General features: G+C 69.5%; 23 protein-coding genes, 1 tRNA gene, 1 pseudogene and 3 riboswitches. Of the genes and pseudogenes, 11 read left to right on the forward strand and 14 right to left on the reverse strand.

Annotation, left to right across the window (positions count from 1 at the left end; translation table 11 throughout):
• Positions 1–90 precede the first annotated feature (90 nt).
• Complete coding sequence (locus tag J4H86_RS10785; protein ID WP_236543365.1) at positions 91–720, forward strand: class I SAM-dependent methyltransferase; 630 nt, start codon at positions 91–93, stop codon at positions 718–720.
• Between the two features lie 91 nt (positions 721–811).
• Here J4H86_RS10785 and J4H86_RS10790 read toward each other — a convergent pair whose 3' ends face one another.
• Positions 812–1,228, reverse strand: a complete 417-nt coding sequence (locus tag J4H86_RS10790) for an ATP-binding protein (protein ID WP_236543366.1) — start codon at positions 1,226–1,228, stop codon at positions 812–814.
• A 359-nt stretch (positions 1,229–1,587) separates the two neighbouring features.
• On the opposite strand from J4H86_RS10790, the gene J4H86_RS10795 reads away from it, so the two are divergent.
• Positions 1,588–2,397 (forward strand): helix-turn-helix domain-containing protein, encoded by an 810-nt coding sequence (locus J4H86_RS10795; protein WP_236543367.1) that lies wholly within the window; start codon positions 1,588–1,590, stop codon positions 2,395–2,397.
• Positions 2,390–2,581 (forward strand): DUF397 domain-containing protein, encoded by a 192-nt coding sequence (locus J4H86_RS10800; RefSeq protein ID WP_236543368.1) that lies wholly within the window; start codon positions 2,390–2,392, stop codon positions 2,579–2,581. Before J4H86_RS10795 ends, J4H86_RS10800 begins: the two co-directional genes overlap by 8 nt.
• Before the next feature lie 162 nt (positions 2,582–2,743).
• Here J4H86_RS10800 and rsgA read toward each other — a convergent pair whose 3' ends face one another.
• The gene (gene rsgA / locus J4H86_RS10805; RefSeq protein WP_236543369.1) at positions 2,744–3,754 is read right to left on the reverse strand and encodes a ribosome small subunit-dependent GTPase A; all 1,011 of its coding nucleotides are present in this window, start codon (positions 3,752–3,754) and stop codon (positions 2,744–2,746) included.
• Entirely contained in the window at positions 3,751–5,055 is a 1,305-nt protein-coding gene (aroA, locus tag J4H86_RS10810) for a 3-phosphoshikimate 1-carboxyvinyltransferase (RefSeq protein ID WP_236543370.1), read from the reverse strand. The genes rsgA and aroA overlap by 4 nt, the downstream gene beginning before the upstream one ends.
• A 129-nt stretch (positions 5,056–5,184) precedes the next feature.
• On the opposite strand from aroA, the gene J4H86_RS10815 reads away from it, so the two are divergent.
• From J4H86_RS10815 to J4H86_RS10825, 3 genes are all read left to right on the forward strand, one after another.
• Positions 5,185–6,036, forward strand: a complete 852-nt coding sequence (locus J4H86_RS10815) for an SOS response-associated peptidase (protein WP_236543371.1) — start codon at positions 5,185–5,187, stop codon at positions 6,034–6,036.
• A 73-nt stretch (positions 6,037–6,109) separates the two neighbouring features.
• Complete coding sequence (locus J4H86_RS10820; protein ID WP_236543372.1) at positions 6,110–6,421, forward strand: hypothetical protein; 312 nt, start codon at positions 6,110–6,112, stop codon at positions 6,419–6,421.
• Between the two features lie 227 nt (positions 6,422–6,648).
• Complete coding sequence (locus tag J4H86_RS10825) at positions 6,649–7,431, forward strand: class I SAM-dependent methyltransferase (protein ID WP_236543373.1); 783 nt, start codon at positions 6,649–6,651, stop codon at positions 7,429–7,431.
• Between the two features lie 30 nt (positions 7,432–7,461).
• On the opposite strand, the gene J4H86_RS10830 is transcribed toward J4H86_RS10825, so the two are convergent.
• Entirely contained in the window at positions 7,462–7,932 is a 471-nt protein-coding gene (locus J4H86_RS10830; RefSeq protein WP_236543374.1) for a diadenosine tetraphosphate hydrolase, read from the reverse strand.
• Positions 7,933–8,092: 160 nt separating this feature from the next.
• On the opposite strand from J4H86_RS10830, the gene J4H86_RS10835 reads away from it, so the two are divergent.
• On the forward strand, positions 8,093–8,569 hold the full coding sequence (locus J4H86_RS10835) for an iron chaperone (protein WP_236543375.1): 477 nt from the start codon (positions 8,093–8,095) through the stop codon (positions 8,567–8,569).
• 4 nt (positions 8,570–8,573) lie between these two features.
• Here the strand turns inward: J4H86_RS10835 and J4H86_RS10840 are convergent, their stop codons facing one another.
• From J4H86_RS10840 to J4H86_RS10865, 6 genes are all read right to left on the reverse strand, one after another.
• Positions 8,574–9,266 carry an HAD family hydrolase gene (locus tag J4H86_RS10840; protein WP_236543376.1) on the reverse strand — a complete coding sequence of 231 codons (693 nt, stop codon included), beginning with the start codon at positions 9,264–9,266 and terminating at the stop codon, positions 8,574–8,576.
• A 124-nt stretch (positions 9,267–9,390) separates the two neighbouring features.
• The gene (locus J4H86_RS10845; protein WP_236543377.1) at positions 9,391–10,659 is read right to left on the reverse strand and encodes a serine hydroxymethyltransferase; all 1,269 of its coding nucleotides are present in this window, start codon (positions 10,657–10,659) and stop codon (positions 9,391–9,393) included.
• Positions 10,660–10,663: 4 nt separating this feature from the next.
• Complete coding sequence (gene gcvH, locus J4H86_RS10850; RefSeq protein WP_236543378.1) at positions 10,664–11,044, reverse strand: glycine cleavage system protein GcvH; 381 nt, start codon at positions 11,042–11,044, stop codon at positions 10,664–10,666.
• 33 nt (positions 11,045–11,077) lie between these two features.
• Entirely contained in the window at positions 11,078–12,184 is a 1,107-nt protein-coding gene (gene gcvT, locus J4H86_RS10855) for a glycine cleavage system aminomethyltransferase GcvT (protein ID WP_394356473.1), read from the reverse strand.
• Positions 12,185–12,223: 39 nt separating this feature from the next.
• Positions 12,224–12,338: riboswitch (glycine riboswitch) on the reverse strand.
• Positions 12,339–12,438, reverse strand: a riboswitch (glycine riboswitch).
• 82 nt (positions 12,439–12,520) lie between these two features.
• Entirely contained in the window at positions 12,521–13,576 is a 1,056-nt protein-coding gene (locus J4H86_RS10860; RefSeq protein ID WP_236543380.1) for a 3-deoxy-7-phosphoheptulonate synthase, read from the reverse strand.
• 183 nt (positions 13,577–13,759) lie between these two features.
• The gene (locus J4H86_RS10865) at positions 13,760–14,953 is read right to left on the reverse strand and encodes an NAD(P)/FAD-dependent oxidoreductase (RefSeq protein ID WP_269134551.1); all 1,194 of its coding nucleotides are present in this window, start codon (positions 14,951–14,953) and stop codon (positions 13,760–13,762) included.
• Positions 14,954–15,277: 324 nt separating this feature from the next.
• Here J4H86_RS10865 and J4H86_RS10870 point away from each other — a divergent pair, with 324 nt between their 5' ends.
• Positions 15,278–16,195, forward strand: a complete 918-nt coding sequence (locus J4H86_RS10870; protein WP_236543381.1) for a 3'-5' exonuclease — start codon at positions 15,278–15,280, stop codon at positions 16,193–16,195.
• A 389-nt stretch (positions 16,196–16,584) separates the two neighbouring features.
• Here J4H86_RS10870 and thiC read toward each other — a convergent pair whose 3' ends face one another.
• The 4 genes and pseudogenes from thiC to J4H86_RS10890 all read right to left on the reverse strand — a co-directional run bounded on the left by thiC (position 16,585) and on the right by J4H86_RS10890 (position 20,931).
• On the reverse strand, positions 16,585–18,249 hold the full coding sequence (thiC, locus tag J4H86_RS10875; RefSeq protein ID WP_236543382.1) for a phosphomethylpyrimidine synthase ThiC: 1,665 nt from the start codon (positions 18,247–18,249) through the stop codon (positions 16,585–16,587).
• A gap of 251 nt (positions 18,250–18,500) precedes the next feature.
• Positions 18,501–19,356 (reverse strand): annotated as a pseudogene (gene purU, locus J4H86_RS10880) (formyltetrahydrofolate deformylase).
• The gene (locus J4H86_RS10885; RefSeq protein WP_236543383.1) at positions 19,356–19,754 is read right to left on the reverse strand and encodes a DUF3618 domain-containing protein; all 399 of its coding nucleotides are present in this window, start codon (positions 19,752–19,754) and stop codon (positions 19,356–19,358) included. Before J4H86_RS10885 ends, purU begins: the two are co-directional and overlap by 1 nt.
• A gap of 67 nt (positions 19,755–19,821) precedes the next feature.
• Positions 19,822–20,931 carry a CDP-alcohol phosphatidyltransferase family protein gene (locus tag J4H86_RS10890; RefSeq protein ID WP_236543384.1) on the reverse strand — a complete coding sequence of 370 codons (1,110 nt, stop codon included), beginning with the start codon at positions 20,929–20,931 and terminating at the stop codon, positions 19,822–19,824.
• 153 nt (positions 20,932–21,084) lie between these two features.
• Between J4H86_RS10890 and bcp the strand changes: the two genes are divergently transcribed.
• The 3 genes from bcp to J4H86_RS10905 all read left to right on the forward strand — a co-directional run bounded on the left by bcp (position 21,085) and on the right by J4H86_RS10905 (position 25,629).
• Entirely contained in the window at positions 21,085–21,606 is a 522-nt protein-coding gene (bcp, locus tag J4H86_RS10895) for a thioredoxin-dependent thiol peroxidase (protein WP_236543988.1), read from the forward strand.
• A 24-nt stretch (positions 21,607–21,630) separates the two neighbouring features.
• Positions 21,631–21,703 (forward strand) — tRNA-Leu (locus J4H86_RS10900).
• A 728-nt stretch (positions 21,704–22,431) separates the two neighbouring features.
• Positions 22,432–22,646: riboswitch (cobalamin riboswitch) on the forward strand.
• Positions 22,647–22,791: 145 nt separating this feature from the next.
• Entirely contained in the window at positions 22,792–25,629 is a 2,838-nt protein-coding gene (locus J4H86_RS10905; RefSeq protein WP_236543385.1) for a ribonucleoside-diphosphate reductase subunit alpha, read from the forward strand.
• The last annotated feature ends 8 nt before the right edge of the window (positions 25,630–25,637 follow it).

The raw sequence follows: 25,637 nt of genomic DNA on the forward strand, positions 1-25,637 counted from the left end.
CCATCTCCACCGCACACTCAGGAATCCCCCGGCCTGACACGGAGTTTTCGCCAAAGAGGGACACCGGGAACCGAGGATGGGGTGGTCACGATGACCGATCAGAGCACCACCGCTGGGGAGCCGCGCGACGCGGACCGATGGAACGCCATGTACGAGTCGCGGAGGAAGGTGTTCAGCGGCGAACCCAACGGGGTTCTCGTCGCCGAGGTCACCGACCTCCCGCCGGGCCAGGCGCTGGACGTGGGCTGCGGTGAGGGCGCGGACGCGCTGTGGCTGGCACGCCGCGGCTGGCTGGTGACCGCGGTGGACATCTCGCAGGTCGCCCTGAAACGTGCGGCGGCCGCCGGTTCCGACCTCGCGGAACGCATCGCGTGGGCCCACGCGGACCTCGCCGTCGTCCCCCCGCCCGTCGCCGCGTTCGACCTCGTGTCGGTCCAGTACTTCCCGATCCCGCGTGACCCCGCCCACACGCCCCTGCCCGGCCTGCTGGCCGCGGTCGCCACCGGCGGGACCCTGCTGGTCGTCAGCCACGACTTCGCCGACCTCCCCCCGGACCGCGACCTCGACCCACGGGACTACTACCAGCCCGCCGACATCGCCGACCTGCTGACCGACGACTGGACCATCCAGGTCAACGAGACACGTCCCCGCCCCGGCACACCACCGGAAGGCACCCACCACACGAGGGACACAGTGTTGCGCGCGCGACGCGCGCGGTGAGATGGGCGAGCCCAATGGGTGCTACGTCGCCCGGTAGGGGTCCGGCCGGGGGTGGGAGGGGGCTCGTGCCCCCGGCCGGGGTTTGTGGGGGTTAGGTGGTGGTGAGTTTGGCGGTGATGGTGTGGTGGTTGGCGAATTTGAGGGCGCGCCACCAGTCGCTGTGCGCTTCGACGAGCCACAACCCTTGGCCGGATTCGGGGAGCCCGTCCGCGTTTCCGCGTGGTCGTTTGTAGGGCGGGTAGGGGGCTCCGTTGTCGGTGACACTCAGGTAGAGGGTCGAGTCCTGGAACTCGGTGTGCACGGTGTAGGTGCCACCCGGTTTCCCGCTACGGGAATGCTTGACCGCGTTCGTCGCGAATTCGGAGGCGATCAGGACCGCGCGATCGGCAGTGTCTTGGTTGACTCCGTGGAGTGCGCATTGTTCGCTCACCCACGCGCGGGCGAGTGCGACGGTTTCCGGAACGCCGTCCAGGGTCTTCTCGGGGGTTGTTGGGGTGATCGGCCTCATCACACGCCACCACCCACAACACGCATAGGGCCGGTCGCGAGCACCGACGACACCGTCGACGGATGCGTCAACGCCACCCCGCAGGACCGGCAGCAGGTCCACGCCACCGACTCGAACACGTAGCGCCGGATCCGCGCGGGACCACGACGCCGAAACCACACACGGCCGTTAAGGTCAGACACGTCCATCTGGCTACCTCCAGTTGGGCCACGCCCGGATAGAAGTCCTCTATCGCGGGGGTCTCTTACTGGAACGGGTCCACTTTCGCGCGTGCCTCAAAGATTCGCTACATACTTCAAGGTCGCGAATGAGATTGGGGTTATCCCACTTGAATGAGGTTGCTTGTGCTTAAATGGGGCATGGATCATCTACAGAAGGAGATCAACGTACGGTTAGGCCGTGAGATCAGTCGACTGCGGCGCTATTCCCGATACACACAGTCCAGACTGGCGGCCGAGGTAGGGGTGAGCCAGACGCATATCGGGAACATCGAACGCGGGGAACGAACACCCGATGTCCGTCTCGTGGCGGACATCGACAGTGCGCTGAACGCCAAGGGCCGCCTGGACAAGCTGTGGGCGACACTGTCTGGTGATGGCGAACCCGTGTGGCTGGACGACCTTGCACAGATCGAGCGCGAGGCCGTCTCTGTCATGGAATGTCACAACGCGTTGTTCCCCGCCTTACTGCAAACCGAGGCATATGCCGAGGTAGTGACCCAATGCACCTCACCCTGGGCAACTGGGGAGGAGATTCGGTCGACGGTTCAGGGCCGTATGAAACGAGCGACGTGGTTCGCGGAATCGACGACCCCTAGCTACCGTGTCGTCCTGGATCACTCGGTGATCACGCGCACCGTGGGGAAAGCCGCAACGTCTGCCAACCAGCTAGCGCACGTCATTGCACTAATCGAACGACGCCGGATCTCTGCCCAGCTCGTCGCCCAGGGGTGCCACCCCGGACTCGGGGGGCCATTCGCGCTGATAGCATCACCGACGGCGCCAGATGTCGTATATGTCGAGTCTGCGGATGCGGGGCGCATGGTCGACGATCCGGTTCGCGTACAGCAATTCAGGCTGCTCTTCAGCGATATCCAAGCGGTCGCCCTCTCCCCAGAGGAGTCGCTGCAGCGCATGCGTGACGAGTTGGAGAAAGTGACCCATGATTGACGACACCTGGCAAAAGTCTTCCTACAGCGGGAACGTCCGCCAGAGTTGTGTCGAGGTTCGGCTCGCCCAAGGCATTTCCGTCAATCTCCGCGACACCCAGCACCGCCACCTCGGCCACCTCACTCTCCCCACCACCGAGTGGCAGGCCTTCCTCTATGCCGTGCGCCAGGACGAGCTTGGCTAGGTGCGAGGATCAGAACCACGCTGGCGGCGCGCTACCGAAGCTGTCGCTGACGGCCCGAACCCGCTAGATCTGGTGATCGTGTACTCGCGTTGAACCGTCGTGACGTGTCGGCCACGTTCCCGGAGCAGGACGAGCGTCGGGTTCCTGGCGGCGCGTGGTCGTTCAGAGTGACGGCTTGGTCGGCTCCGCGTCGGGTGATTCGCCCAGGAGGCGACGCAGGGACTCCACTCGCGAAGAGGAGACCGAGCCGGCCGTGCGGGCGGCGTCGAGGGCGCACTCGTCGGCGGTGGACAGGTGGGTGCAGCCGGGGCGGCAGTCCTCCAGGACCGGAGTGAGGTCGGGGAACGCCGCGACGATGTCGGCGGGGTCGACGTGGGCGAGGCCGAAACTGCGGACACCGGGGGTGTCGATGATCCAGCCGTCGTCGATGGGGAGCGCCACCGCCGAGGTGGAGGTGTGACGACCACGGCCGGTGACGGGGTTGACGCCGCCCACGGCGCGTTCCGCCTCCGGAACCAGCAGGTTGACCAGCGTGGACTTGCCGACGCCGGAGGAGCCGACCAGCACGCTCGTCCGGTCCCGCAGGTGTCGCCGCAGCTCCTCCACACCCGACACCGCGCCGTGCACGCTGGTCACCACCTGGTCGAGGCCGAGCCCGGCGTAGGGGGCCAGCACCTCGGTGGGTTCGGCGAGATCGGCCTTGGTCAGGCAGAGGAGCGGGGTGACACCGGCCTCGTACGCGGCGACCAGGCATCGGTCGATCAGGCGGGGCTGTGGATCGGGGTCCGCGAGGGCCATCACGATCACGAGCTGGTCGGCGTTGGCCACGATGACCCGCTCGACGGGGTCGGTGTCATCGGCGCTGCGGCGAAGCACGGAGGTCCGTTCCTCCACCCGCACCACTCGGGCGAGGGTGTCGGGCGCGCCGGAGACGTCGCCCACCAAGGCCACGGAGTCGCCGACGACGATGCTGCCACGCCCGAGTTCCCGGGCCTTCATCGCCACGACGGGGCGACCGTCGACCAGGCACCGGTAGCGGCCACGGTCCACCGCGGTCACGAAGGCCGGGGTGGCGTTCTCGTGCTTGGGGCGGCGGCGTGTTCGGGGTCGGGAGCCGCCACGTGCCCGGACACGGACGTCCTCCTCGTCCAGGTTCCGGGAGCGCGACCTCAAGAGACGACCCCACCCCACAGCCCCGGAAAGTCGGGCAGGGTTTTGCCCGTGGTCGCAATGTTCTCCACCCGCACGTCGGGCACGCGTAGGCCGATCACCGCGCCCGCCGTGGCCATCCGGTGGTCGTCGTAGGAGTGGAAGACCCCGCCGCGCAGGGCACGGGGCTCGATCACGAGGCCGTCGTCGAGTTCCCGCACGTCGCCGCCGAGGGCGTTGATCTCGTTGGCGAGGGCGGCGATCCGGTCGGTCTCGTGCCGACGAAGGTGGGCCACCCCGGTGATCCGCGACGGTGTGGTGGCCAGGGCGGCGACGGCGGCGATGGTGGGGGTCAGCTCCCCCACGGCGCGCAGGTCGACCTCGATACCGCGGACCTCCTGCCCGCCCCGCAGGGTCAGGCCCGACGCGTCCCGCTCGACGCTGCCTCCCATCTGGGTGAACAGTTCCCGCAGCGCGTCCCCGGGCTGTGTCGTCGTCTGGGGCCAGTCGGCGATCGTGACGCGGCCCCCCGTCACCAGCGCGGCGGCGAGGAAGGGGGCGGCGTTGGAGAGGTCCGGCTCCACCGTGATGTCGCCCGCGTCGATGGGACCGGGCGCGACCCGCCAGATGTCGGGGGTCGCGTCGTCCACGTCCACCCCGGCGGCGCGCAGCATGGCCGCCGTCATCTCCAGGTGCGGCTGGGAGGGCACGGGCGGACCCTGGTGGTGGATCTCGACCCCGCGCGAGAATCTGGGGGCACTGAGCATGAGGGCGGAGATGAACTGTGAGGACGCTGAGGCGTCGACGGCGGCGGGGCCGCCGGGAATGCTGCCCGTGCCGCGGACGACCGCGGGGATCGCCCCCCGCCCGTCGTCGTCGATGGCGGCGCCCAGCGTGCGTAGGGCGGCGAAGAGCTCGCCAACGGGCCGCTCGCGAGCCCGCGGGTCGCCGTCGAAGGTGACGTCCCCGGACGCCAGCGCGGCCACCGGGGGAACGAAGCGCATGACGGTGCCGGCGTTTCCGACGTCCACGAGCGCGGGACCGCGCAGTTCCCGGGGTGTCACCCACCAGTCGCCGTCGGACTCCGTGATGACGATGCCCAGGGCCCGCAGCGCCGCCGCCATGAGATCGGTGTCGCGGCTGCGCAGCGGCCGGCGCACCGTCGCGGGACGCTCCGAGAGCGCGGCGAGGATCAGGGCCCGGTTCGTCATCGACTTGGATCCGGGCAGCCGCACGGTGGCGTCCACCGGGCCCGTCGCCGTCGGCGACGGCCACAGGTGCTCGGGGTGGGTCTGATCCGGCTGCGTGGGCGCGAAATCGGGCATGGTCACAGGCTAGCCGGTTCCTGGTGGCGGGTCCGGCCACCCGACCGGTGCGGCGACGCCCGTCTGGTTCCGCCGCCCACCGAGATGTCCCCGCGCTTCGGTCACCGGGAGGATCTACGCTGGGGCGATATGTGTGGACGTTATGCGCAGTCCCGGGACACCCACGAGCTGCAACTGCAGTTCGACTTCACGCGACCGTCCCCGGACGAGCTCCGCAACCCGCGGGCCTGGCCGCCGCTGGAGGAAGTGGCGGCGGACTACAACATCGCTCCCGGCTCACAGGTGTACGCGGTGCTGGGACAGCCGGCCAACCGCCCCGAGGGCACGGACCCGCACCAGCGGTCGCTGTGCACCCTGCGCTGGGGACTGGTGCCGTCCTGGGCCAAGGAGCCCAACGTCGGCTACAAGATGATCAACGCGCGTGGGGAGACCGTCGCCGAGAAGCCGGCCTACCGCCGCGCCTTCGCCCGTCGGCGCTGCCTGATCCCCGCCGACGCCTACTACGAATGGCAGTTGGTCGCCAAGGGCGACGCCGACCGCGCCGAGTCGGGAACCTCGCCCGCCACCGACCCCGGGCACACCAAACGCAAGGCGCGTTCCCGTAAACGCCCCTTCGCGGTGCGCTACCAGGACGGGTCCCCGCTCGCCTTCGCCGGCATCTTCGAACGCTGGCGGGACCCCACCCGCGACGAACACGACCCGGCCGCGTGGCTGTGGTCCTGCTCCATCATCACCACCGAGGCGGCTCCGGCCCTGGCCGACATCCACGAGCGCATGCCGGTCGTCCTCCCGCCCACGGACTGGGACACCTGGCTCGACCCGGCGACGGACCCGGCGCGCCTGCGAGAGCTCCTGACCCACACGCCCACCGACGAGTTGGAGATCTTCGAGGTGGGCACCGCGGTCAACAGCGTCCGTAACAACGGTCCAGAACTCTTGAACCCCGCGGAGCAGGAGGGACCCTCCGACACACTCTGGTAACACAAAGCGTTACTCCTCGGCAAGAAATGGTTACGATAAGCCGTATACGGCTGTTGTTCCCTGAGGAGCGCAGATGACGGCAACACATCACCGTGCGGGGTCCGTCGTGGCGGTGAGGGTCCCCGGGCCCTCACGCCGAGGGCTCTGGCTGCGGGGTGTCGCGGTGGCCGGCTTCGCCGCGATCACCGTCGCCGCCGTCATCGAGGTGATCGCCGCGCTGTTGGGAACCGCCTCTCTGGCCACTCTCGTCCGCGCCACGTCGACGGTGGATCTGACCGACATCACCGTCCCGATCGCGTCGCTGCTGGTCTCGGCGGCCGGCATCGCTCTCATAGTGTGGTCACTCGTGCGCGGCAACGGCTGTGACCAGGGCAACGGCCCCTGACTGTCCCATTTGGGCCATGACCGAGTATCCCGTGGGCTACAATTGGTAACAGCGAGGGATCATGCTCCGCGTGGTTCCTCAGCCCACGGTCTCGCGCCGGTGGAGGTCTCTGGGGGGAGCCTCCACCGGCGCGGTTATTTTCCCTGCCGGTTCTCCCGCACCCTGGCTCCGCTTCCCAGCGTCGAGCCGCGCGGACCGGCCGATCCCTCGACTGACACACTGAGCGCATGACCGACGAGCCTCCGGTGATGACGCCCGCCGCGTTCGACGCCCAGTTCCGCGCACAGCACTCCAGCTCCCTGCTGCCCCACCTGTGGTCCCGTGCCTGGGGCGAGCAGTACCCCTCGGAGGTCGCTCCCAACAGCGGCTGCCCCTGGCGGCTCCTGGGGCTGATGGTGTCCCGCCTGCGCCCTGCCCCCGGTTCCACGGTCGTGGATCTCGGCTGCGGCCTCGGCGGACCGGGGCTGTGGCTTGCCCGCGCCACGGGGACGCGACTGGTGGGAGTGGACTGGTCGTCGGCCGCGGTGGAGATCGCGAGTGACCGCGCCCCCTCGTGGCTTCCCGACGGTCGGGCCACGTTCCACACCGGCACCTTCGACGACACCGGGGTGGAGGACGCCGCCGCGGACGCGGTGATCAGTGTGGACGCGTTGGCGCTCGCCCCGGATCCCCTGTCCGCCCTGACCGAGGCGCGACGGATCCTGCGCCCCGGGGGGCGACTGCTCTTCACCGCCGCCGAACCACTGGCCGACCTCGCAGCCAACGACACCACGATGTGGTCCGATCCCCTCCGTGAGGTGGGGCTGGTCCCCGGGCCGTACCACGAGCTCCCCGACGAACGGGAGTCGTGGCGCCGCTTCTACGCCCTCGTCCGCGAGCACGAGGCCGCGCTCACAACGGAGATGGGATCCCAGGCCACAGGCACCCTCCTCGCTGAGGCCACCATGCTCGAGCCCCACCTCGACGACCTCACCTGGGGGGCCGTCGAGGCCACCGCCCCCACGGCCTGACCACTTCCCCGCCCCAGCCCACACGGGCCGTCAGGCCAGGCGGGACAGCTCCTCCTCTATCGCCGCGCGCACCCCGTCGTACCGCGCGGCGAGCGCGTATCGCTGATCCCTCCACCGCGCGGCGGGGTACAGCCACACCGGTCGGGACACGAGCTCGGCCGGCTCCCAGTCGAACCGTGGCCACACGTGCGCGTGGAGGAACGGGTCGGTGTTTCCGAGGATCTCCAGGTTCACCCGGCGAAACGCGGGGTCACGACGGGCGCTGGCCCGCTCCACGGCCTCTCCCAACGCGTCCAGGTCGGACAGGAACTCGCTACGCCGTGTTCGGGGCAGCTCGGACAACCGTGTCACCGCGGGATCGTCCACCAGGAGCACCGAGTATCCCGGCAGGAACTGGACGTCGCCGATCGCCGCGAATCCCGCCGTCATCCTCCGCAGCACCGTGGGGTTACGTCCCTCGAGCGCGCTGCCGATTCGGTCGCTCCGCCAGTGCTCGTCCATGGCGCGCATGATCCCATCCCGCGGCGAAGCCGCATCGGCGAGGCGGGCACCGATCCCAGCGCCCCTGAACGGATGAGTTGAGCAGAATCGGAGAAGCCGGAGCCGGTTGACCTCGATTAACGTGGCTCGTGTCCACATCGACAGCGGGAGGATGAGTGCCATGAACGCCGTTCCAGGGTCAGGCGACGCCGAGAGCGGGGCGACGGGAGCGGGGTTCTCCTCCGCCGAGCGCGCGGCGATGAAGGAACGCGCCGCCGAGTTGAAGGCGGAGAAACGACGGGGGCGAGCGGAGGAGAAGGCCGCCGCGGAGGAACAGGCGGTGCATGAGCGGATCGCGGAGATGCCGGAGTCCGATCGTGCCCTCGCCGAGCGGGTGCACAACCTGGTGACGACGGCCGCATCGGAGCTGCGGCCCAAGTTGTGGTACGGGCAGCCCGCCTACGCGCGCGACGGGAAGGTCGTGTGCTTCTTCCGCAGCGGGCAGATGGACAAGTCACGCTATTCAGTATTCGGCTTCAACGAGGAGGCGAACCTCGACGACTCAAGCGGCCTGTGGCCCACTTCTTTCGCCCTGACCACGATGACCGACGACGCCGCGGCCACCATCCGCGACCTCGTCCAACGGGCGGTTGCCTGAGCGGTCAGTTCACCAGCGCGGCCAGCGTGGCCGGGACGTCGCCAAGATTGTCCAGGACGACCGGGGCGCCGGCCGCGGAGAGTTGGTCGGCGGTGAAGACGCCGGTGGCCACGGCGACGATCCGGGCGCCGCCCTCCTTGGCCGCGCGGATGTCGTTGGGGCTGTCCCCGACCAGAACGGTGGAGTCGGCGTCGAACCGGATGCCGGTGGTGGCGTGGGCGCGCCGCTGGGCGAGGGGCACCAGGTCGGGGCGTTCCTCGCGGTCGTCACCGTAGGCCCCGGACTCGAGGTCCAGGTACTGGTCCAGCCGTGCCAGCTCCATCTTGACTCGGGCGTTGGCCTTGGAGTTCCCGGTCAGCAGCGAGGACACCATGTCCGGGTGGTCCGCGGTCCGCCGTAGCACCTCGGGGACGCCGGGCAGGAGGATCGTCTCGGGGGTGATCTCCTTGGCCCGCTCGGCGAACTCCTTGACCAGGAGGTCACGGAACTGGGGGAACCAGTCACCGGGGTCACGCATGCCGTTGGCGTGCAGGGTCTCGGTGAACCACTTCCACTCGGTGCGGCCCGGGCCCTGGGTGCGCTCGAAGTCGCTCAGGCCGGTGAACTCGCGGAAGGCCGCCGCGAATGCGGCGTATCCCGTCCCGTCGGAGTCGATCAGGGTCCGGTCGATGTCCCACAAGATGAGTCGAGTTCCCACGCCTGCCCTTTCCCCGTGCCGGCACCGACCACCCACGCTATCGAACGGCCGGCGGGCCTCCGCCGGGGAGGTGCGCCCGAGGGTCGGGGGTCACCCGGCCGCGAGGGCCGGGTCACCCCCGCTCTCAGGAGCCGATCCCCGGGTACAGGGGGTGCTTGCGCGCCAGCGCGGTGACCCGAGCGCTGAGAGCCTCAGCGTCGAAGTCCGGCCGGAGCGCGGCGGCGATGACGTCGGCCACCTCGGTGAAGTCCTCCTCGGAGAATCCACGGGTCGCCAGCGCCGGGGTCCCGATCCGTAGTCCGGAGGTCACCATCGGCGGACGCGGGTCCCCGGGGACCGCGTTGCGGTTGACGGTGATCCCGATCTCGTGCAGCCGGTCCTCGGCCTGACGCCCGTCCAGCTCCGACTCACGCAGGTCCACCAGCACCAGGTGGACATCCGTGCCTCCGGTGAGGACGCGGACACCGACCTCGGAGGCGTCGGACTGCGACAGCCGCTCGGCGAGGATTCGGGCACCCGCCAGCGTGCGGCGCTGCCGGTCCTTGAACTCCTCGGATCCGGCGATCTTCAGCGCCACGGCCTTACCGGCGATGGCGTGTTCCAGCGGCCCGCCCTGGAGCCCCGGGAACACGGCCGAGTTGAGCTTCTTTCCGTACTCCTCCTTGGCCAGGATCAGTCCAGCACGCGGACCACCCAGGGTCTTGTGCGTCGTCGTGGTGACGACATCCGCGTGCGGGACCGGGTTGGGGTGCAGTCCCGCGGCCACCAGGCCCGCGAAGTGGGCCATGTCAACCAGCAGCAGCGCGCCCACCTCGTCGGCGATCGCCCGGAAGCGGGCGAAGTCGAGTTGACGCGGATAGGCCGACCACCCAGCGACGATCATGCGCGGCTGGTGTTCCTTCGCCAGCTTCGCGACCTCGTCGTAGTCCACCAGCCCCGTGGACTCGTCCACGTGGTAGGCGACGGCGTTGAGGATCTTCCCGGAGTAGTTCAGCCGCATCCCGTGCGTGAGATGGCCGCCATGGGCCAGGTCCAGACCAAGAATGGTGTCGCCGGCGTTGAGCAGTGCGAAGTAGACGGCCGTGTTGGCCTGCGCGCCCGCGTGCGGCTGCACGTTGGCGTACTCGGCGCCGAACAGTTCCTTGGCCCGGTCGATCGCGAGCTGTTCGATCACATCGACATGCTCGCAGCCGCCGTAGTAACGCTTCCCGGGGTAGCCTTCCGCGTATTTGTTGGTGAGCACTGACCCTTGTGCCTCTAGAACCGCCTGCGGAGCGAAGTTCTCCGAAGCGATCATCTCCAGGGTGTCACGCTGGCGCCGAAGCTCCGCGTCCACCGCGGTCGCTACCTCAGGGTCGACCTGCGCGAGCGGCTGGTTGAGGAGGCTGGACATGCGCTTAACTCTCTCCTTCGATGAGGCTTGTGTACTGCTCCGGGGTCATCAGGTCCTCGGGGTCCTGGGCCAGTTCGACCTTGAACAGCCACCCCTGACCGTAGGGGTCACTCCCCACGGTCTCCGGATCGTCCTCGACGGATTGGTTGACCTCAACCACCTCCCCGTCGACCGGCGAATAGATGTCGCTGACGGATTTGGTGGACTCGACTTCGCCACACGTCTCTCCGGCAGTGACGGAGGAGCCCACCTCGGGCGCCTCCACATAGACAATCTCGCCCAGGGCTTCGGCCGCGTACGCGGTGATCCCCACGGTGGCGACTCCGTCGGTCACGGATACCCACTCGTGCTCGCTCGTGTAGCCCAGCTCGGCAGGAACGCTCAACTCCGTACTCCTTGATTCCAACAGACGACGCCCTCAGCGTTGACGCCTGTAGAACGGCAGCTCGACCGCGTCGGCGGGCTCCGGTCTGCCACGAACGTCCACAGCCAGCTCGCCGCCGGCGTCGATTTCGGTGTCCAGATATGCCATCGCAATGGGGCGCCCTACCGTCGGCGAGGGCGCCCCGCTGGTGATCGTGCCGACTCGGGCACCTTCGTGCAACACGGCGTACCCCTGACGGGGCACTCTCCGTCCGCGTCCGACCAAACCCACCAGACGGCTGCGTGGGCCGGCCTCCGCGCGCGCCCGCAGCGCGGAGCGCCCCACGAAATCCGCGGGTTTCTCCAGGTTTACCACCCGCCCAAGCCCAGCTTCGTACGGAGTGACGTCACGGGAGAGCTCATGCCCGTACAGGGGCATGCCGGCCTCCAGGCGCAGCGTGTCCCGAGCGGAGAGTCCGGCCGGGAGAAGCCCGTGGTCGCGGCCCGCGTCGGTCAGCGCTTCCCACAGCGCGGGCGCCCGTTCGGGCTCTCGGAGGAAAAGTTCGAACCCGTCCTCTCCGGTGTATCCGGTCCGCGCGAGGAGGACGTCGTGTCCGGCGACCGTAGCGGTGTAGCCGGCGAAGTACTTGATCTCGTCGAGCGGGGTGTCGGTGAGGCCGGCGAGGATGGTCACGGCGTTGGGGCCCTGCACCGCGAGCAGGGCGTAGTCGGCGGAGTCGTCGATGACCTGGGCGTCGAAGCCGGAGGCCCGCTCCAGCAGCGCGTCCACGACCACGTCGGTGTTGGCCGCGTTGGCGACGACGAGGTACTCGTCCTCACCGAGCCGGTAGGTGATCAGGTCGTCGAGGACGCCGCCCTCGGCGTCGGTGATCATTGAGTAGCGGGCGCGGCCGGGACGCAGCGTGGACATCGCGCCGACGAGCGCGTAGTCCAGGGCGTCGCCCGCCTGCCGCCCCGTGACCCGGATCTCGCCCATGTGCGAAAGGTCGAACAGGCCCGCCTGGTGACGCACGGCGAGGTGTTCCTCGCTCTCGCGGGCGTAGCGAACCGGCATCTGCCAGCCGGCGAAGTCGACGAGGGTGGCTCCGAGGTTCTGGTGCACCTCGTAGAGAGGTGTGCGGCGGGGTTCTTTCACTGGCACTCCCGAGGGGATGGACGACTTCTAGACACGACGCCTCAACCCTCCCCCTCTGTCATCGGTGCCTGAGAGCTTCACCGCGTGTCCCTTTCTCGGGTGGTGCTGGCGCGGCTTGCACCTTCGGCGAGAGACCAGAGCCCCTGCTTTCCAGAGTTGGCTCACCCACACGGTCCTGAACGCCTGAGAGGTTCTTCGGGGAGGAATTGCTCCTTCGGCGGTCCCCGCTGGCGGCGAGGACTCTCTCCCGTGCGGGTTCGACAGCCCACGCCAGCTTAGCAGTGGCGGTTCTCGCGGGCCGGCGGCACCCCGACACGGGCGCCGCCCGACCGCCGACTCTCGCTAGTTGGACCGGCGCTTGCGCACCGCCTCGGCGAGCCGCTCAAGCACGGTGACGGTCGTGTCCCATCCCATGCAGGCGTCGGTGATGCTCTGGCCGTAGGTGAGCGTCGCGGGGTCGCCGAGCCGCTGCGCGCCGGGGACGATGAAGCTCTCCAGCATCACCCCGACGATCCCGCGCTGGCCGGCGGCGACCTGGTCGGCGATCGCCTCGGCAACCAGCGGCTGGCGCTCGTGGTCCTTGCCGCTGTTGGCGTGGCTGGCGTCGATCATCAGGCGTTCGGGGAGCCCCGCCGAGCGCACGGTGGCCAGCGCCGCCGCGACGCCGGCCGCGTCGTAGTTGGGGCCGGTGCGTCCACCGCGGAGGATCACGTGGCAGTCGGGGTTACCGGCGGTGGTGACCACCGACCCGGCGCCGGCCGGGTCCACCCCGAAGAAGGTGTGCGGCTCGGCCGAGGCACGGCAGGCGTCCACCGCGACCTGGGCGTCGCCGTCGGTGCCGTTCTTGAAGCCCACCGGCATGCTGAGGCCGCTGGCGAGCTGACGGTGCACCTGGCTCTCGGTGGTGCGGGCACCGATGGCGCCCCAGGCGAGGGCCTCGGCGATGTACTGCGGGGTGATCGGGTCGAGGAACTCGGTGCCGCTGGGGACACCCAGCGAACCGATGTTCAGCAGGAGTTCGCGGGCGGCGCGCAGGCCCCGGTGGACCTCGAAGCTCCCGTCCAGCCCGGGATCGTTGATGAGCCCCTTCCACCCGACCGTGGTGCGGGGCTTCTCGAAGTAGACCCGCATCACGATGCGCAGGTCGCCGCTCAGCCGGGGCATCACCTCGGCCAGCCGCGTCGCGTAGTCGATGGCCTGGGCCGGGTCGTGCACCGAGCACGGGCCCACGACGACGAGTAGACGGTCGTCCTCGTGGTTGAGGATGCGCGTGACCTCCGCCCGGGCGTCCTCGCAGACCGCGCTCTGTTCCGGCCCCATCGGCTGCTCGGTGGCCAGGTCCGCGGGGGCGATCAGCGGTTCGTAGCTGACAACCCGCCTGTCGTTGGTCCGTGCCATTCCCGTTACTCCTCCTCAACGCCGGTAGCGGATCCAGCGTAGCCGGCGGGCCGAGGTCACACGCTGCGGATCGGGAGATCGCGGGCCACCCAGACCGCCCCCGCGTGTCGTCCGGCGCGCCGGGGAGGATTCGGCTCGGCCGCAAAGGCGGCCCAGCCGCGCGAAACGACCCACGGGCGCGAACTACCGCGCGGCCGCCAACGCCTCGGCCCAGGAGGTCGCCTGGTGTAGCAACGGCCGGTACCGCATCACCTTCGGGGTGCTCCGCAGCCCGAAGACGCCGACGAGTTGGTCGCCACGCCCGATGAAGGCGACGAACTTGCGTTCCTCGGGCGAACCGTGCACGAACTCGACCGTTTCGGCGGGCGCCGCCTGGCCCAGGAGCTGGATCTTCATGCCGTACTGGTCGGAGAAGAAGTACGGGACCGGGGTGTAGGCGGTGCGCTCCCCCACCTCGGCGAGGAGGTTGTGGGCGACGACCGCTCCCTGTTCGGCGGCGTTGGTCCAGTGCTCCAACCGAAGGCGACCACCGAACAGGGGGTGGGGCCAACTGGCCAGGTCGCCGGCGGCGTAGACGTTGGGCAGGGACGTCGCACAGTACTCGTCGCAGCGCACCGAGCCGTCGGGGTCGAGGTCGACGCCCGAGCCCCGCAGCCACTCCGTGTTCATGGTGACGCCGGTGCCGACGACCACCATGGGGGCGTCGACCGCGCTGCCGTCGGCGAGCCGCACCCGCTCGACCCGTCCGTCGCCCTCATAGGCCGCGACCGGTGAACCGAGCCGTAGGTCAACCCCGTTGTCGCGGTGCAGTTCCCCCAGGACCGCCCCGATCCGGGGGTCCACCGCCCGTGTCATGGGGGTCGTCGCCGCCTCCAGCAGGGTCACCTCAGCGCCGAGGGCGCGGGCGCTCGCGGCGATCTCCGCCCCGATGAATCCCGCGCCCACGACGACCACCCGGTTGGTCGTGCGGATCGCGTCGCGGATCAGCCCCGCGTCCTCCAGCGTGCGCAGGGCGTGCACCCCGGCGAGGTCGGTGTCGGGGCGGCGTGGCGAGACCCCGGTGGCGATCACCAGGCGGTCGTAGGTGAGGATGGTGCCGTCGCCCAATGTCACGGTCTGATCCTGCGCGTCGAGCGCGACGACCGCGTTCCCCAGTCGCAGGTCCAGCCGCAGCGCGTCGAGCTCCTCCGAACCCCGGAGGCCGACGTCGTCGCCACGGCCCTTCCCGGTGAGGAACTCCTTCGACAGGGGCGGCCGAGAGTACGGTGGGTGGGACTCGGCACCGACGAGGGTGATGGTGCCGTCGAAACCCTGTCCCCGTAGGGACTCCGCGACGTGGAGTCCCGCCATTCCGGCTCCCGCGATCACGATTCGCAATCCGACCTCCACGTGGCATCCAAGTCGTCTGAGAGGGTGGGGCGATCCCGGTGGGGCCCGGCGGTGCGCGAGGATTGGGGTGACCGTCCCGTCACGCGCTCGTGGCCCCGGTGGACGGTCCCCGCCGCGCACCACAACGGGGTGTGGCGCGACGCGACGGGAACCTCACTTGGGATCAACGCGTCACAACCAAACCGTCTTCCCGCGACCAGGGCCGGGATTTCGCCGTGCGCCCCCGAAGGACCCGCCGATCCGCACGATAGTGTCGGTCGGCAGCACGAACTCGTACTGATGAACGAGGAAACGAGGAAGAGAGCCGCAATAGTGACCAGGGCACCACACGATCGGTGGCAACTGCGGCGCGGCGCCCTGCGCCGGGGCGGGGGAACCGACCCGCGTCGACTGCAGTTCGCGGTCGTCGACTTCGAGACCACCGGTCTTCGACCGGACCGGGGTGCCCGGGTCTGCGAGTTCGCCGTCGTTCGCGTCCGGGGCGACGGAGCGGTCCTGGGTGAGGCCTCCACCCTGGTCAACCCGGGAGTTCCCATCGACGGAACCCCCTTCCACGGCCTCACCGACGCCGACGTCTACCACGCGCCCACGGTGTCGGAGGTGCTCGCCTCGTTCTCCACGCTGATCTCCGGCGCGGTCGTCGTCGCGCACAACCTCGACTTCGAGGAGCGGTTCCTGTCGCGTCAGTTCGGACCCGCGGGCCTGCCTACCGGGCTGGCCGGGCTGTGCACGCTACGCACCCTGCGCGCCCAGGTGGACCTGTCCCGCTACTCGCTGCCCCGCGCCTCCGAGGCGTTGGGTGGTTGGTCCCCCACCCACCAACACACCGCGTTGGGCGACGCCCGCGCCACCGCACGCCTCCTGGTGGAACTGATCGCCAACGCACCGGGGCGGCTCAGCTATCGCGGGCCGAGTCCGGTTTCCCTCCACAGCCGCTCGGGAGCCGCGCGGTTGGTCCCCCGGGAGGGCCCGCCCGCTCCGGACGGCGACCTGCCCCGAGGGCCCTGGGTGGCGCGGTGGCGCCCCCAGGAGTTCGACCAGGCGCTGTGCGGCGGCTCCTTCCTGCTGCGCGCCCGGGCCGAGGCCCAGGCCCAGGCCCTCCGTGCGGAGCGTCGCCGCCGGATCACGGCATACCTGGCACGGTTCAGCGCGACGAGCGCCCTCACCGCGGCCACGGCGGCGGCGATCAACCGCCACCGGCTACGAAGAGGCTGTGTCCGGGACCGCTGACCTGATCCTTACCGGGTCCCGCCCCCACACGCCGCAATCGTGAGGCCTCGGCCTCCGAAGCCGTGGTCACAACCCGTCCAGGGGCCGGTCCGTCAGGAGGAGTTCAGCCAGCCACGGCCGGAGGGCGGTCCAGTGTGCAGGGGGCCGCCCGCGCGAGTGGGTCTCCGCTTTCGAATGACGGCGACGGTGGCCCATCGCGGTCTCGTGGACGCGTTGGCGAGTGGCCGCCGTCCGCGCGGGGGGTTTCGCCCGATACGCGGAGGTCGCGGGGATCGCTTCCGCGTGCGGTGTCGGCGTCCTCCGCCTCGCCCCGTCACCATCCACCCCTCATTCAGCCCGCGGGGCCCCTCCTCACGTGAGGAGGGGCCCCGCGGAGTTGGGGTCGTGGGTCAGTCGACGACGGGTAGGTAGACGTTGCGCCCGCGATCGCTGAACTCCTGGGCCTTCTCCTTCATACCGGCGTCGATGGCCTCAACCGTGGAAAGGCCGTGCTCCTCGGCGTAGGCCCGCACGTCCTGACTGATCCGCATGGAGCAGAACTTGGGGCCGCACATCGAGCAGAAGTGCGCGGTCTTCGCCGGCTCGGCGGGCAGGGTCTCGTCGTGGTAGGAGCGCGCCGTCTCCGGGTCGAGGGCCAGATGGAACTGGTCCTCCCACCGGAACTCGAACCGTGCCTTGGACAGGGCGTCGTCCCACTCCTGGGCACCCGGATGCCCCTTGGCGAGGTCCGCCGAGTGCGCGGCGAGCTTGTAAGTCACCACCCCGACACGGACGTCGTCCCGGTTGGGCAACCCCAGGTGCTCCTTCGGGGTGACGTAGCAGAGCATCGCGGTCCCGTGCCACCCGATCTGGGCGGCGCCGATCGCCGAGGTGATGTGGTCGTAGCCAGGAGCGATGTCCGTGGCGAGCGGGCCCAGCGTGTAGAAGGGCGCCTCACCACAGAGTTCCTCCTCCCGTCGCACGTTCTCCGCGATCTTGTGCAGCGGGACGTGGCCGGGGCCCTCCACCATCACCTGGACGTCGTGCGCGCGGGCGATGTGGGTCAGCTCGCCGAGGGTGCGCAGCTCCGCGAACTGTGCCTCGTCGTTGGCGTCGGCGATCGACCCCGGACGCAGCCCGTCCCCCAGGGAGAAGGTGACGTCGTAGCGGCGCAGGATCTCGCAGAGCTCCTCGAAGTGCGTGTAGAGGAAGCTCTCCTGGTGGTGGGCCAGACACCACGCCGCCATGATCGAGCCCCCGCGGGACACGATGCCGGTCACGCGCTTGGCGGTGAGGGGCACGTAGCGCAGCAGCACGCCGGCGTGCACCGTCATGTAGTCGACGCCCTGCTCGGCCTGCTCGATGACGGTGTCCCGGTAGAGCTCCCAGCTCAGCTTCGCCGGATCCCCGTTGACCTTCTCCAAGGCCTGGTAGATGGGAACCGTGCCGATGGGGACCGGGGAGTTGCGCAGGATCCACTCCCGGGTCTCGTGGATGCGCTTGCCGGTGGACAGGTCCATGACGGTGTCGGCGCCCCACCGGGTGGCCCACACCAGCTTGTCGACCTCCTCCTCGATGGAGGAGGACACCGCCGAGTTACCGATGTTGGCGTTCACCTTCACCAGGAAGTTCTTCCCGATGATCATGGGTTCGGACTCGGGATGGCACCGGTTGGCCGGAATGACGGCGCGCCCGACCGCCACCTCCTCGCGCACCAGCTCGGGCGACACGCCCTCGCGGGTGGCGATGTAGGCCATCTCCGGGGTGATCCGACCGGCCTTGGCGTAGGCCAGTTGGGTGACCGCGCCGTCGACCGGCGCACGGTCCTGGATCCAGGGTGTGCGGATGGGGTCGAGTCCGGCCCGGAGGTCGATCCGTCGCGACGGATCGGTGTAAGGGCCGGAGGTGTCGTACAGGTCGATGTGGGTGCCGTTGGAAAGATCGACGCGGCGACTTGGCACGTGCAGCGTGGTCCCGGAGGTGGGGTCCTGGGTGGTGTGGTGGACCTTCCGCGATCCCGGAATGGGACCGGTCGTCACCTGGGGTTCAACGCCACGATCGTCAAGTGCGGTCATGATTGGCACGCCTCCCTACGTCGGAATTACCCGAACAGGTTCTGCGGTCGGCGACACCGGTCCCCTGGACCAGCCACCCTCTCAGCCCGCCAAGGCGCGAGCTCCCGCGGTTTATGTGCGCGCGTCGGATTCGACGCGCTCGTTGTCAGTGCCCGACTCTAGGCCACCCCGTGGCGACGTCCGGCGGGCGGGGGGCCTCCCCTGGCCCGAGCCCAGGCCACCCGCTGGTCGGGGACGCGACGCGCCGCCGCCTAGCTGAAGACGACGGTCTTGGAGCCGTTCAACAGCACGCGCCGCTCGGCGTGCCACCGCACGGCGCGGGCGAGGGCGGCGGACTCCAGGTCCCGCCCGACCCCGGCGAGTTCCTCCGGGCTGTGGGCATGGTCGACCCGCTGGATCTCCTGCTCGATGATCGGGCCCTCATCCAGGTCGGGCGTGACGTAGTGCGCGGTCGCCCCGATGAGCTTGACGCCGCGGGCGTGTGCCTGGTGGTAGGGCCGGGCGCCCTTGAAGCTGGGGAGGAAGGAATGGTGGATGTTGATGACCCGCCCCTGCAGCTTCGCGCACAGGTCCTCGGAGAGGATCTGCATGTAGCGGGCGAGCACCACCAGGTCGACGTTGTAGGAGTCCACGAGGCCGAGAATGCGTTCCTCGGCCTGCCGCTTGGTGTCGGGGGGTGACCGGGACGTGGTGGAAGTCGACGTCGTAGGAGCGGGCGAGCGGCTCCAGGGTGGTGTGGTTACCGGCGACCGCGGCGATGTCCACGTCGAGTAGGCCGCTGCTCTGTCGGAACAGCAGGTCGTTGAGACAGTGTCCGAGCGTGGAGACCAGAACGAGCAGGCGCGGCCGCTCCCCCATCCAGCGGATCTGCCACTCCATACCGAAGTCGGTGGCCAGGGCGGCGAACGCCCAGCGCAGAGTGGTGTCCGAGTGCCCGTCCTCCATGGCGAACTGGACGCGGAGGAAGAACCGTCCGGTGTGGGCGTCGCCGAACTGCTGGCTCTCGGTGATGTTGCAGCCGTGCTCGGCGAGCAGTCCCGCGACCGCCGCCACGATCCCACGCCGGTCCGGGCACGAGAGCGTGAGGACGTAGTCCCGACGGTCCATCAGATCCTCCTCCTGCGGCGACGCAGCCAGATCACGACTCCAGCGGCCGCCACGACACCAACCCCAACACCGACGACGATGGCCCCGGGCGGTAGGGCGCGGGGCTCATAGGTGCTCACGACCTCGTCGTCACCCTTGAGGAGAACGCTACCCTGCGGCGGCTCCACGACCTCGCTGTTTCGGCGCACCGTCTGGGCGCCCGTCGCCACCGCGCGCGCCTCCTCCAACAGCGCCTCGCCGGCGCCGCGAAGGTCACGCAGCCCCCGCTTGGCGATACCGCGCGGACTCGCCCGCTCCGCCAACTCGTCCACCGTCGCGGTCAGGCGCCGCTGCGCCGCCTCGATCTCTCGCCGCAACTCCACCGGGGTGGGCCGTCCCGCACCGCTCGTTCGTGCCATAGCCAACTACCCTCTCACCGCGGAGTCCGAATTGTCAGCGCCGTCGCCGTCGTCAGTGCCCTCGGCGTCACCGGCATCGCCGGTGTCGTCCGCGCCACGCGGTTCCCCGGAGGCCGGACCGGCCTGGTCGGGCTCCACGTCGGGCGACCGGCCGAACGTCAACGCACCCCTCGATGCCGTCGACGACGCGGAAGAAATCCTTCGTCGACAACCACAACTTATAGATGATGACGGCCTCGAAGGCGAGGAGCAAAACACCCGTAGCCACGGTTATCCACAGGATCGCCGCAGTACTCACCGATCCGACGAGCGGGGCGATGATGAACACCGCGACCTGGAACTCCACGCCGCTGACCAGGTGGGTGCGCACCCGCCGGGCGTGCAGGAACTCCCAGATCCGCTGGTACCAGGGGAAACGGGTCCGGAACTCCCGGTTGAGGTCGACCTTGGGCAGGCGCACGTCGGGATTCTTGCCGACGTCGCGGGCGAGGCGCGTCTCGTGCTCGGTGTGCGTACGCAGCATGCGTTCCAGGACGGCGATGCCGTGCCGCAGGACCGCGCGCTCCCCGGAGTCGCTCAGCGGCTCCTGCACCCGCCGGGCGTCGCCCTGGGCGGTGGCGAGGTCGTCGTCGGGCTCCAGCATGGACAGGGTGGCGCGGGCGCGTTCCAACGCCCCGGCGATGTAGGAGCGCATCTCGCGGCGGACGCGGTAGACCTGCATCTCGTCGAGGTAGCGCAGCATGTCGCAGAAGACGACGGCCATGGCCAGCCACGCGAAGACCACGTTCCCGGTGATCACGTACTGCCCGCCCATGAGGGCGACCGCGCAGACGAGGACCCGGAACCGGTCGAAGGCGTAGTCCATCCAGGAACCGAACAACGACTCGGTGTCGGTCAGCCGGGCGAGCTTGCCGTCCATGCTGTCCACCAGGAAGCACAACGCGTACAGCCCGGCACCGGCGAGGAGGAACGGCCACGTCCCCCACGCGTAGCACGCGGCGGCTCCCAGCCCCAACAGGAGGGAGAGCACTGTGAGCTGGTTCGGCGTGATCGACGTGCGGTTCGCCACGACCAGCACCAACCGCCGCGCCAACGGGTCGACAAGTCCGACGGTCCACCAGGAGTCGCGCTCCTTGGTGGCACGATCCTGTACGTCCCGCAGGGTGAAGCCTGCCATTACCTTGGACTCTCCGAGATCGGTCGAGGTGCGCCACACCTCTCGCACGACGCTTCACAGCCTAGGGGATCGATCATGCCCCTTCGACCCCTTCCACGCAGGCCGAGCCCCGCTGGCCGGCCCTGTTCGGCGCACACGTCCCTCACTGGGATGATGATCCCAGTCCCGCACGGGAGCACCAAGGGAGGAATCGTGACCGAAACCACCAAGCGACTCGAGCCGGGCGACCACGCCCCCGACTTCACCCTCAACGACGCCGACGGTAACCCCGTCACACTGAGCGAGGTCGTCCGGGGTGCGGGATCGGTGGTGCTGTACTTCTACCCCGCCGCCATGACGCCGGGCTGCACCAAGGAGGCCTGCGACTTCCGGGATAACCTGAGCGCCTTCGCCGACTCCGACCTGCGCGTCCTGGGCGTCTCTCCCGACACCGTGGAGAAGCTGCGCGCGTTCCGCGACGCCGAGAAGCTGAACTTCACCCTCCTCAGCGACCCGGACCGCGAGGCGCTCACCGCCTACGGCGCCTACGGGGAGAAGAAGAACTACGGCAAGGTGGTGCGGGGCGTGATCCGGTCCACCTTCGTCATCAACGCCGACCTGACGATCGCCAAGGCGTTCTACAACGTCCGCGCCACCGGCCACGTCGACCGAATCAAGCGCGAGCTGGGCGTGTAGTTGGTCTAGGATTGGGCCCGTGTCGGGGCCGTAGCCCAACGGCAGAGGCGGCAGGTTTAGGTCCTGTACAGTGCGGGTTCGAATCCCGCCGGCCCCACCGACGCACGAGGTTCGCCCCCTCGCCCAAAGAACGGGGGACGGGGGTCCGCAACCCGTCGGTGTCCTCGCACGGTTCGACGTCCGCCACACCCGAGCGCGACGAGTGGCTGGCACGACGCTCGTCGACGCCCAACCGTGCAGCGGTGGGGGCGCGGAGGCGAACCCGCCGGCCGCGACCAGGCGACGTTCCTGCCTCTCGTCCCGCTATTCGCCACGGCTGCCCGCGTCCGTTCGACCCGGCACCGATCGGGGATCCGGATCCGCCCAGCGTGACCAACAGCGTAGGCGTGACCGGGCGCACCAGGTCGCGGGCAACGGCCGTCGAGGCCTCGCCGGCACCGCCGACTCCGAACCCGACCTCGTCCCCATGGACCGTGTGGGCGGAAGGGCGACGTCGCCCCCGCGATCCACGGACTCGTCGGGAACGAAGCTCCCTACTGCGCCCACCACCGAGGACACCGGCCGTGCGATCCATGGCGCTCACAAATCCGGCGCCGACGGGTACCTCCACCGAGGAACGCGTCGTGCTCACCCTCGGCGTTCGCGACCTGGCCGTCGGCCGGCCGATGCCGTGAACAGGAGGCGGAGAGCAGGATCAGCTCCCGGGTGATCGACCTCTACGCCTCGTCACCGACGTTGGTTGGCGCGGTTTCCGGGCGGGCGCTTGCCCAGGGTTGACCGAGGCACGCCCATTTTGGGTTGTTCGGAGAATCCAACACAACATGTAGTATCAGCCCTGCCAATGGTCCGCCGTCCCTGGGGGCGGCGGGGCAAGAGGGAACCCGGTGTGAGTCCGGGACTGCCCCGCAGCGGTGAGTGGGAACAACCGCCGTCATGAGCACTGGGCGCGTGAACGCCTGGGAAGCGACGGCCAGTAGGAACGACCCGAGTTCGGTCGTGTGCCCACGAGTCCGAAGACCTGCCATCGGTGCGTGCATCGCTTGCACGGTGTCCGGGGCCTCGTGGGAGGGCCGACGCGGACGTGGTCGACGGTGCCGCCCGAGTACGGTGTCGCGGACCCCTCGCGTGCCTCCAACGTCCCCCCGGACGTTCCAGATGAGGTTCTCGAACGAGGGGGAGAGTCCCGTGGTTGAGTCATCCACCCAGACACCGAGTCAGGTCCGGCCCGAGGAGACGCCGGTTCGCGTCCTGCGCCGGGACGGATCGGTGTCGGGTTTCGACGCCGACAAGATCTCGGTCGCGCTCACCAAGGCGTTCCTCGCCGTGGAGGGAGACGGCGCGGCCGCGTCGTCGCGACTGCACGACCTGGTGTCCGCACTGACCCAGGAGGTCCAGGCCGCACTGTCGCGGTACTCCGGACCGGGCACGATCCTGCACATCGAGCAGATCCAGGACCAGGTCGAACTCGCCCTGATGCGGGGCGGCAACCATCAGGTCGCGCGGGACTACGTGCTCTACCGGGAACAGCGCTCCGAGGCCCGCCGCGCCGCCGCCGGCACTACGACCGCCCCCGGCGCGGCCCAGGAACCTGACCTGACCGTGACCCACACCGACGGCACCACCCACCCGCTGGACTGGGCGCGGGTACGCACCATCACCGAGCAGGCGTGTTCGGGACTGGACAACATCGATCCGGCCGTCGTCCTGACCGAGGCCCGACGCAACCTCTACGACGGCATGAGTACCACCGAGCTCGACGAGGCGCTGACCCTCGCCGCTCGCGCGCTCGTGGAACGCGACCCGGACTACTCGCGGGTCAGCGCCCGCCTTCTCCTCGACCAACTGCGCCGCGAGGCCCTGTCCCACCTGGCCGGCGAGCCCCGAGAGACCGACCAGGAACAGATCCGCGACCTGTACCCGTCCTACTTCGCCGACTACGTCCACCGCGGCGTCGAGCTGGAGATGCTCGCCCCCGAGCTCGCCGGGTTCGACCTCGACCTGCTGGGCGAGGCGCTGCACCCCGAGCGAGATCTGGACTTCGACTACCTGGGGCTGCAGACCCTCTACGACCGCTACTTCCTGCACACGCGCGGCACCCGCCTCGAGCTGCCACAGGCGTTCTTCATGCGGGTCGCGATGGGGCTGGCGCTGAACGAGGACCGGCGTGAGGAGCGTGCGGTCGAGTTCTACGAACTGCTCTCCTCGTTCGACTTCATGTGCTCCACCCCCACGCTGTTCAACGCGGGGACCACTCGGCCCCAGTTGTCGTCGTGCTTCCTGACCACGGTCGACGACGACCTGGACTCGATCTTCCGGGCGTACCGCAACAACGCGCTGCTCGCGAAGTACAGCGGGGGGCTCGGCAACGACTGGACCCCGGTGCGGGGTATGGGCGCCCACATCAAGGGCACCAACGGCACCTCCCAGGGGCTCGTCCCGTTCCTGAAGATCGCCAACGACACGGCCGTCGCGGTCAACCAGGGTGGGAAACGCAAGGGCGCCGCCTGCGCGTACCTGGAGACGTGGCACATCGACATCGAGGAGTTCCTCGACCTGCGCAAGAACACCGGCGACGACCGGCGTCGGACCCACGACATGAACACCGCCGCCTGGGTGCCGGACGAGTTCATGCGCCGGGTCGAGGCCGACGCCGACTGGTGGCTTTTCTCCCCCGACGAGGTTCCCGACCTGCACGACCTGTACGGGCCGGAGTTCACCGAGCGGTACCGGCACTACGAGCGGGCGGCCGAACGGGGCGAGCTGACGGTGTCCCGCCGGGTCCGCGCCGTGGAGCTGTGGCGTCGCATCCTCACCATGCTGTTCGAGACCGGGCACCCGTGGATCACCTTCAAGGACCCGTGCAACCTGCGGTCACCGCAGCAGCACGCGGGCGTGGTGCACTCCTCCAACCTGTGCACGGAGATCACCCTCAACACGAGCGGCGACGAGGTCGCGGTGTGCAACCTTGGCTCCGTCAACCTCGCGCGGCACGTCACCCCCGAAGGGCTGGACACCGACCGGCTGCGGCGCACGGTGCGCACGGCGGTGCGGATGTTGGACAACGTGATCGACATCAACTTCTACACGATCCCCGAGGCACTCCGGTCCAACCTCCGGCATCGGCCGGTGGGACTCGGGCTGATGGGCTTCGCCGACGCGCTCGTGCGGCAGGGAATCCCCCAGGCCTCCGTGGACGCCGTGGAGTTCGCCGACCGCAGCATGGAGGAGATCAGCTTCCACGCCATCGCGGCCTCCAGCGACCTCGCGCGTGAGCGGGGCCGCTACGAGTCCTTCGACGGGTCCCTGTGGAGCCAGGGGGTGCTGCCGATCGACTCGCTGCGGCTGCTCGCCGACGCCCGGGGGGACGCCGAATTCGACCACTCCGCCACCCTGGACTGGGACGGGTTGCGCGAGCGGGTGCGGCGCGAGGGGATGCGCAACTCCAACGTGATGGCCATCGCGCCCACCGCGACGATCGCGAACGTCTGCGGGGTCACCCAGTCCATCGAACCGCTGTACCGCAACCTGTACGTGAAGTCGAACATGTCCGGTGACTTCACCGTGGTCAACCCGTACCTGGTGCGGGATCTACGGCGGGCCGGCCTGTGGGACGCGGCGATGGTCGCCGACCTGAAGTACTTCGACGGGGTGCTGGGCCCGATCGACCGGATCCCGGCCGAGCTCAAGGAACGGTACGCGACGGCGTTCGAGATCGAACCGCGCTGGCTGGTCGCAGCCGCGGCGCGTCGACAGAAGTGGATCGACCAGGCGCAGTCGCTGAACCTCTACCTGGCCGAGCCCAGTGGCCGAAAGCTGGACGAGCTCTACCGGTCGGCGTGGCGCAGCGGACTCAAGACGACCTACTACCTGCGCTCCAGCAGCGCGACCTCGGTGGAGAAGAGCACGCTGCGTGGAACCGACGGCAGGCTGAACGCCGTCCCCGCCACCGTCGCCGGAACCGCTCCCCCGGAGGGCCCGGCCATCTGCTCGGTGGACGACGAGGGGTGTGAGGCGTGCCAGTAGGCCCCGCG

The sequence above is a fragment of the Spiractinospora alimapuensis genome, assembly GCF_018437505.1.
In the GTDB taxonomy this organism is placed as follows: Bacteria; Actinomycetota; Actinomycetes; order Streptosporangiales; family Streptosporangiaceae; genus Spiractinospora; species Spiractinospora alimapuensis.

Bases quoted from the DNA above. Each gene is read 5' to 3' on its own strand.
- J4H86_RS10845 (WP_236543377.1), bottom strand. From the start codon at position 10,659: ATGTCCAGCCTCCTCAACCAGCCGCTCGCGCAGGTCGACCCTGAGGTA.
- J4H86_RS10815 (WP_236543371.1), top strand. From the start codon at position 5,185: ATGTGTGGACGTTATGCGCAGTCCCGGGACACCCACGAGCTGCAACTG.
- J4H86_RS10820 (WP_236543372.1), top strand. From the start codon at position 6,110: ATGACGGCAACACATCACCGTGCGGGGTCCGTCGTGGCGGTGAGGGTC.
- bcp (WP_236543988.1), top strand. From the start codon at position 21,085: ATGATCCCAGTCCCGCACGGGAGCACCAAGGGAGGAATCGTGACCGAA.
- J4H86_RS10890 (WP_236543384.1), bottom strand. From the start codon at position 20,931: ATGGCAGGCTTCACCCTGCGGGACGTACAGGATCGTGCCACCAAGGAG.
- J4H86_RS10785 (WP_236543365.1), top strand. From the start codon at position 91: ATGACCGATCAGAGCACCACCGCTGGGGAGCCGCGCGACGCGGACCGA.
- J4H86_RS10795 (WP_236543367.1), top strand. From the start codon at position 1,588: ATGGATCATCTACAGAAGGAGATCAACGTACGGTTAGGCCGTGAGATC.
- J4H86_RS10860 (WP_236543380.1), bottom strand. From the start codon at position 13,576: ATGGCACGGACCAACGACAGGCGGGTTGTCAGCTACGAACCGCTGATC.
- J4H86_RS10790 (WP_236543366.1), bottom strand. From the start codon at position 1,228: ATGAGGCCGATCACCCCAACAACCCCCGAGAAGACCCTGGACGGCGTT.
- J4H86_RS10885 (WP_236543383.1), bottom strand. From the start codon at position 19,754: ATGGCACGAACGAGCGGTGCGGGACGGCCCACCCCGGTGGAGTTGCGG.
- aroA (WP_236543370.1), bottom strand. From the start codon at position 5,055: ATGCCCGATTTCGCGCCCACGCAGCCGGATCAGACCCACCCCGAGCAC.
- J4H86_RS10800 (WP_236543368.1), top strand. From the start codon at position 2,390: ATGATTGACGACACCTGGCAAAAGTCTTCCTACAGCGGGAACGTCCGC.
- J4H86_RS10825 (WP_236543373.1), top strand. From the start codon at position 6,649: ATGACCGACGAGCCTCCGGTGATGACGCCCGCCGCGTTCGACGCCCAG.
- thiC (WP_236543382.1), bottom strand. From the start codon at position 18,249: ATGACCGCACTTGACGATCGTGGCGTTGAACCCCAGGTGACGACCGGT.
- J4H86_RS10835 (WP_236543375.1), top strand. From the start codon at position 8,093: ATGAACGCCGTTCCAGGGTCAGGCGACGCCGAGAGCGGGGCGACGGGA.
- J4H86_RS10830 (WP_236543374.1), bottom strand. From the start codon at position 7,932: ATGGACGAGCACTGGCGGAGCGACCGAATCGGCAGCGCGCTCGAGGGA.